Source organism: Sphingobium sp. L-44 (assembly GCF_056859495.1).
Genome location: NZ_JBSXOQ010000116.1, coordinates 135,814 through 142,876 on the forward strand (window position 1 = coordinate 135,814; position 7,063 = coordinate 142,876).

The following is a 7,063-nucleotide window of genomic DNA, read 5'->3' on the forward strand; positions in this document are numbered from 1 at the left end:
TTCGCACATTTCCCGCACATTTTGACATTAAGTTGCGAGCGCCTGATCCTATCGGAAAGTCTGCGTGCATGCGGTCACGCAGCCTATCAAGCGCTGGCGGAATAGGACAGCCGGGGGCTGTTGATCGCGCCCTTCGATCCTGCGTCATCCTGACGAAAGTCAGGATCCATTCGGCGCGACATCTGCGAGCGAGCGCTGAATGGATCCCGGATCAAGTCCGGGATGACGGTAGGAACAGAAGAGGCGTCAGCCTTCACCGCTTGCGCTTGCCGCCGCTGGCGACGAAGCGGATCGCCTGGCCGCCGCCGGGCGCTAGGTCGAGGCTGAGGACATCGCCCTTCTTCACCTGCTTCTTTTCGATCACGATCGCGTGGCGTGCCTCGGTGCGATAGTCGGCGCCGGGGCCGTCGCGGTAGATTTCGGCGGTGTAGCTGCGGCCGGCATCGAGGAAATCGAGCGTTACCTTGCTGGAGCGCGCCTGTTCATCGCCAACCGCGCCCAGATACCAGTCGTCGCTGCCCTTCGCCTTGCGCGCGATGGTGACATAGTCGCCGACCTCGCCATTCAAGGCGCGGGTATCGGACCAGTCGGTCGGCACATCCTTGATGAACTGGAATGGGCCGGGATATTTGGCGTAATTTTCCGGCGTGTCGGCCGCCATCACCACCGGCGAATAGAGGACGACATAGAGGGCGAGCTGCTTGGCGATAGTCGAGTGGATGGTGCTGCCTTCCGAACCCGACAGGCTGAGCACGCCCGGCGTGAAGTCCATCGGACCGCCCAGCAGCTGGGTGAAGACCAGGTTCGCCTCATGCTCGGGCGGGTTCTTGCCACCGACCCAGGCATTATATTCCATGCCCCGGCCGCCTTCGCGCGCGACCCAGTTGGGGTAGGTGCGGCGCAGGCCGGTATCCTTGACCGGTTCATGGCTGTCGATGCTGACATGATATTTGGCGGCGGTCTGCACGACGCGCAGATAATGGTTCACCATCCACTGGCCTTCATGCCATTCGCGATGCTTCGTGCCATCGGCATCGACCCGCTCGATCTGGCCGGCGTCGGTGACATAGCCGGTCTTCACCACCTGCTCGCCATGGTCGGCCGCCCATTTGAAGGCACTGTCGAGCTGACCGTCATAATGGCTGGCCGATCCGCCGGTTTCATGATGGCCGATCAGGGTGACGCCCTTGGATTTCGCATAGGCGGCAAGGCCGTCGGCGTCGAAATCTTCGGTCGGCTGCGAGAAGTTCATGTCCTTGCCATTGCCGAACCAGTTACCGTCCCAGCCGACATTCCAGCCCTCGACCAGCACGGCGGGGATGCCGCTGGCGGCGGCGAAATCGATGTAGCGGCGAACATTGGCGGTAGTGGCACCATGTTTGGGGCCGCGCGCCCAGCTCCATTCACCCTTGATCATGTTCCACCAGACGCCGACGAACTTGCCCGGCTTGATCCACGAAACATCGCCGAGCTTGTTCGGCTCGTTCAAGTTCAGGATCATGTGGTTCATGTAAAGGCTGGCGGCATCGTCGGCGACGGCAATGGTGCGCCAGGGGGTGGAGAAGCCGGCGTCGCGCGACACTTTGGGGGCGCCCGCCCCCGGCGTCAGATCGGCGCGGAACGTGTTGCCCTCGGCACGGGCGAGATTCATGCCCGCATAATCGACCAGCGCGGCCTCATGCAGGGCGACATGAGTGCCGTCGGCCAGCTTCACCGTCATCACCGTCTGGGCGGTGCCAACCGCGTCGAGCGGGGTGCGGTTGTAGAGATATTCCTCGCGGTTCCATTCATAGGCGGGCTTCCACCAGGCGGTGCCGCCCTGCGCGAAGGCGAACTGGGTCAGCTCCTCGGCGATGTTGGCGTGATGGAGATTGGCCTGATCGGGCAGGCTGTAGCGGAAGGCGACGCCATCATCGAACAGGCGGAAGGTCACATCCATCTCGCGCTGGAGATCGCCCTTCTCGCGGAAGACCAGCTTCAGCTCATTATGATGGTCGCGGATCGTGATCCATTCACCCCAGGGCTGGGTCCAGCTGGTGTCGCTGCTCGCCTGCTTGCTGTCGGCGAGCGTCAGGTTGCGCTCGATCTTGGGCGCGTCGGTGAACATGAAGCCCAAACGGGAATCGGCGATCAGCGGCTTGCCATTGCGCTGCACGGCGTAGCTGGGGCGCCCCTCGCTATCGAGGCTGATGGTGAGGGTGATATGGCCGTCGGGCGAGGCGGCCTTGGCCACCACATCGGCGCGCGCGGCGGTGGGCGCGAGCGCCAGGGCGATGAGGGGCAGAGCGAGCGCGGTCAGTCGCTTCATGGGAACGTCCTTAAACTTGGAAGGCGGCGACGAGGCCGGATGCGGGGGCGAAATTCCAGTCGGCGATGCGGCCGGTCGACAGTTCGACCTGCCAGCGGTCCGCATCGGCCGGGCGCCAGGCGACGGGACTGGTGCCGAGGTTGAAGACGCAGAGGCGCTGCTGCCCGTCCTGCGTCCGTTCAAAGGCGAGCAGATCGTCCGGCGTATCGAGAAAGGTGATCGTGCCGCTGCGCAGCGCCGGGGTGGCATTGCGCAGGGCCAGCACTTCGCGCGTCCAGTGGAGCAGCGAGGCGGGGTCGGCTTCCTGCGCGTCGACGGCGAGCGGGCGGTGCGCCTCCCCCACCGGCAGCCAGGGCTTCGCGTCGGAGAAGCCGAGCCAGGGCGCCGCGCCGGTCCAGGGCATGGGCGTGCGGGCGCCGTCGCGCGACAGGGTCAGCGGCCAGTTGGCGATCGCTTCGGGATCCTGCAGATCCTCGAACGCGATATCGACCTGCGGCAGGCCCAGTTCCTCGCCATAATAGAGGAAGATATTGCCGCGTAGGCAGGCCAGCAGCAGCATCTTCATCCGGCAATAGGCATGGGCGTCGATGTCGCCGGCCCAGCGCGAGACGGCGCGCGGCGCGTCATGATTTTCGAACGCCCAGCTCGGCCAGCCAATCCCCTGCTCCGCCGGCCAGCGCGACAGCGCGTCTTTCAGGAACGGCGCGGTCAATTTGGGGGCGTAGAGGAAGTCGAAGCCATAGGCGGTGTTGAGGCGATGATCGCCCTGGGTGAAGGCCTTCATCTCCGCATCGCTGTCATCCCCGCCGACTTCGGCGACGGTGAAGCGATCGGGATATTCGTCGAACACCGAACGCACCTGTTCCAGGAACAGCGGAATGTCCGGGTGGCTCTGGCTGTAGCGCTTGATCTGGAAATCATAGGGGCGCGTGCGGATGCGACCGTCTTCGGGCGCGGGCGGATTGTCGCGCAGTTGCGGGTCGGGCATCGAATGGTTGATCGCGTCGATGCGGAAGCCGTCTACGCCGCGATCGAGCCAGAAGCGCACGATATCCAGCACCGCCGCCTGCACCTTTCCATTGTGCAGGTTGATCTGCGGCTGCTCCTTCAGGAAATTGTGCATGTAGTATTGGCCGCGCCGCGCATCCCAGGTCCAGGCCGGGCCGCCGAACACCGACTGCCAGTTGTTGGGCGGCGTGCCGTCGGGCTTCGCATCGGCCCAGACATACCAGTCGGCATGGTCGTTCTGGCGGCTGGAGCGGCTTTCGATGAACCAGGGATGTTCGTCGGAGGTATGGGCCCAGACCTGATCGACGATGATGCGCAGACCGAGGTCATGGGCGCGGGCGATCAGCGCATCGAAATCGGCGAGCGTGCCAAAGATCGGATCGACATCGCAATAATCCGACACGTCATAGCCGAAGTCGCGCATCGGGCTCTTGAAGAAGGGCGATAGCCAGATGGCGTCGACGCCGAGCGAGGCGACATAGGGAAGATGGGCGGTGATGCCGGCCAGATCGCCGATGCCGTCGCCATTGGAGTCGGCGAAGCTGCGCGGATAGATCTGGTAGATGGTGGCGCCGCGCCACCAGGGAGTCAGTGCGTCGGTCATTGCGGATTAGCGCTCCGTACAGCGCAGACGCTGTAGCCAAGGGGAGGAAGGTCGAGGGTGAGGCTGCCGGGCGCGGACGCGCGCGGGGCACAGGCCGCGCCGGCGAGAGTGTCGAAGGCGGTGGAGGCTATATCCACCTGGACCTGCGCCCTGATCGGCGTGGTCGATGTGTTGAAGGTAATCAGATATTCCGCGCCCGTGTCGGGATCGAAGCGGGAGACGGCGAACAGGCCCGGCTCGTCGCCACGCGCGCGGATCGTCTCGCTGCCCCGGCGTAGGGCGGCATGGCCGGTGCGCAGGCGGGCGAGCGCCGCGATCTCGCGATAGAGCGGATGGGCGGGATCGAAGCGCGCGGTGGCGGTGGTGGCAGTGCTGCCGAGCAGGCGATTGTCGTTATAGCTCGCCACCTGGCTGCCGAACATATCCTCGCGCGCGTCCTGATCGCCGCCGTCGCCGACGAAACCCTGTTCATCGCCATAATAGATGGTCGGCACGCCGCGCAGCGTCAGCAGCATGGCGTTGGCGAGCATCACCCGGCGCAGCACCTCATCCTCGCCGGCCTGCGGGAAGGCGCGGCGGACGAAGGTGGCAAAACGGCCGGCGTCATGATTGCTGACGAAGGTCGGCAACTGGCGCGCGGTGGCGGCGCCACCCTGATAGAGGGCGTCGCCGGTCAGCATGCGTTCCCAGGTGGCGGTCGCCGCCTTGCCCGCAACGGTTTCCAGCGCGGCCTGGCGAAAGGCGAAGTCGAGCACGGCGGGGAAGCCACCTTCGCGGGTGTGCCAGGCGAGCGGGCCGGCATCGACCGTCTCGACATAGACTTCGCCAAAGACATGGAAATTGGGGATGCCGCGCGCTTTCGCCCGTGCCTGCATGGCGGGGACGAACTGCTGCCAGAAATGCGGGTCGACATGGCGGGCGGTGTCGATGCGAAAGCCGTCAATGCCGAAGCGGTCGATCCAGCCGCCGAAAATGTCGATCATGCCGGCGATCACGCGCGGATGTTCGGTCATCAGATCGTCGAGTCCGGCAAAGTCGCCCATGGTCGCGCTCTCGCCCGAATAGGTCGTCTCGCCGCGATTATGATAATAGCGCACATCGTTGAGCCAGGCCGGGTTCTTCACCGCCTGTTCGCCCTTCGGCACGAAGGGGGTATAGGCATAGGCCGGGTCGGTGAGCTTGCCGAAATTGGCGGCGCTATGATCGGCGTCGCCGGCAAAGCCCGGATTGATCGCCGGGCCGGCCACGCCGCCGCGGCGCTGATAGGGATAGTCGGCGCGCGCGCGATAGGGACAGGGCCGGTCGGCGCATTCGCGATAGCGGATCACGTCGGCCGTATGGTTGGCGATGATGTCCATATAGACCTTCATCCCCCGGCCATGGGCGGCCTTCACCAGCGCGGCAAAATCCGCGTCGGTGCCGAAATGCGGATCGACATGCTCGAAATCGGTGATCCAGTAGCCGTGATAGCCGGCGCTTTCCTGCCCCTTGGGCCCCTGCACCGGCTTGTTGCGGAAGATCGGGCCAACCCAGATGGCGGTGGCGCCCAGCCCCTGAATATAATCGAGCCGGCGGATCAGCCCCTGGATATCGCCGCCATGGTAGAAGCCCTTGGACGCGGGATCATAGCCGGTCTGGAGCCGGTCGCCCTTGAGGCCGCCCTTGTCATTGGCGGGGTCGGCATTGTCGAACCGGTCGGGCAGGACGAAATAGATGACTTCATCTTCGGGCAGGCGGGCGCGGAAGCCGCCATCCTGTGCCATCGCCGGAGCGGGAAGCGCGCAGAGCGCAGCCAGCAGCATTGCCGTTCGTCCGCGCATGGCCTTCATCCCTCCCATTGCCGATTGTGCCCGATTGCCGCGGCTTGGCCCCTTCTTAGTCGGCGGGGACAGGGCGGGCCAAGGGAGCGGCATACGTATTCAGACCGGTTTCAAACCCTTCTATTCCCAATGGAGACTCGCTGGCGTAGGGTCGCGCCATGGCCGCCAACGACAAAGTGACATCCTTCGACATCGCCACGCTGGCCGGCGTGTCCCAGCCGACCGTGTCGCGCGCGCTGCGCGGCGACAAGACGGTGAGCGAGGCGACGCGGCTGCGGGTCGAGGCGATCGCCCGGCAGCTCAACTATACGGTGGACAAGAATGCATCCTCGCTGCGGCGGGGCAAGAGCAATACGCTGGCCCTTCTCTTCTTCGAGGATCTGCTGCCCGACGAAAGCTGGATCAACCCCTTCTTCCTGTCGATGCTGGGGCCGATCCTGCAGACCTGCGCCAAGCGCGGCTATGATCTGCTGACCAGTTTCCAGCAGCTCTCGACCGACTGGCATGTCGATTATGAGGATAGCCGCAAGGCCGACGGCATCATCCTGCTGGGCTATGGCGACTATGAAATCTATCGCACCCGGCTGGAGCAGCTGGTGGCGCAGGGCACGCATTTCGTGCGCTGGGGGTCGGTGGACCAGCATGCGCTGGGGATGACGATCGGCTGCGACAACCGGCGTGGCGGGCGGGACGCGGGCGCCCACCTGATCGCGCGCGGATGCAGCCGGATCGCCTTTCTGGGCGACGCATCGAGCCATTATCCCGAATTTCGCGACCGTTATGCCGGCCTGTCCGACGTGCTGCGCGAGGCGGGGCATGCGGTCGACCCCGGCCTGCATGTCGATGCGCTGTCGACCGAACAGTCGGGTTATGAGGCGGCAAGCCGGCTGATCGCGCGCGGCGTGACGTTCGACGCGATCTTTGCCGGGTCCGACCTGATCGCGATCGGCGCGATGCGGGCGCTGGACGAGCATGGGCTGTCGGTGCCCGGCGACGTCGCCCTCATCGGCTTCGACGATATCCCTGCCGCCAGCCTGACGCGGCAGCCGCTGACCACCGTGGCGCAGGATTATCTGCACGCGGGCGAAGTGCTGGTCGACGCGCTGATCGGCCAGATCGACCGCAAGCCGGTAACGCCGACGCTGCTGGCGCCGCGACTGATCACGCGGATGACGGCTTAGGGACAATCGACATTCAGCCCTGACGGCCTGCAAATGGCGGTTCTCCGCGCTTCCGGTGCTCACGTACTTTGAGTACGCTGCGCTCCGGGTCACGGAAAACCACCATTTTCGTCACGTCATCATCTGAATGTCGATCGCCCCT

4 protein-coding genes are annotated in these 7,063 nt (G+C 65.0%); 1 reads left to right on the forward strand and 3 read right to left on the reverse strand.

Annotated features, from left to right (window positions below; all coding sequences use genetic code 11):
• Positions 1-253: 253 nt before the first annotated feature.
• The 3 genes from AC13EK_RS20725 to AC13EK_RS20735 are packed head-to-tail and all read right to left on the reverse strand — an operon-like array spanning position 254 to position 5,740.
• On the reverse strand, positions 254-2,308 hold the full coding sequence (locus AC13EK_RS20725) for a glycoside hydrolase family 97 protein (RefSeq protein WP_069337406.1): 2,055 nt from the start codon (positions 2,306-2,308) through the stop codon (positions 254-256).
• Between the two features lie 10 nt (positions 2,309-2,318).
• Positions 2,319-3,920 (reverse strand): alpha-glucosidase, encoded by a 1,602-nt coding sequence (locus AC13EK_RS20730; RefSeq protein ID WP_069337407.1) that lies wholly within the window; start codon positions 3,918-3,920, stop codon positions 2,319-2,321.
• Positions 3,917-5,740, reverse strand: coding sequence for an alpha-amylase family glycosyl hydrolase (locus tag AC13EK_RS20735; RefSeq protein WP_069337411.1), 1,824 nt, complete (start codon positions 5,738-5,740; stop codon positions 3,917-3,919). The genes AC13EK_RS20730 and AC13EK_RS20735 overlap by 4 nt, the downstream gene beginning before the upstream one ends.
• Positions 5,741-5,898: 158 nt before the next feature.
• On the opposite strand from AC13EK_RS20735, the gene AC13EK_RS20740 reads away from it, so the two are divergent.
• Positions 5,899-6,921, forward strand: a complete 1,023-nt coding sequence (locus AC13EK_RS20740) for a LacI family DNA-binding transcriptional regulator (RefSeq protein WP_069337408.1) — start codon at positions 5,899-5,901, stop codon at positions 6,919-6,921.
• Positions 6,922-7,063: the final 142 nt, after the last annotated feature.

Excerpts from the sequence above, each read along its gene's own strand:
- AC13EK_RS20740 (WP_069337408.1), top strand. The coding sequence starts at position 5,899 with ATGGCCGCCAACGACAAAGTGACATCCTTCGACATCGCCACGCTGGCC.
- AC13EK_RS20725 (WP_069337406.1), bottom strand. The coding sequence starts at position 2,308 with ATGAAGCGACTGACCGCGCTCGCTCTGCCCCTCATCGCCCTGGCGCTC.
- AC13EK_RS20735 (WP_069337411.1), bottom strand. The coding sequence starts at position 5,740 with ATGCGCGGACGAACGGCAATGCTGCTGGCTGCGCTCTGCGCGCTTCCC.
- AC13EK_RS20730 (WP_069337407.1), bottom strand. The coding sequence starts at position 3,920 with ATGACCGACGCACTGACTCCCTGGTGGCGCGGCGCCACCATCTACCAG.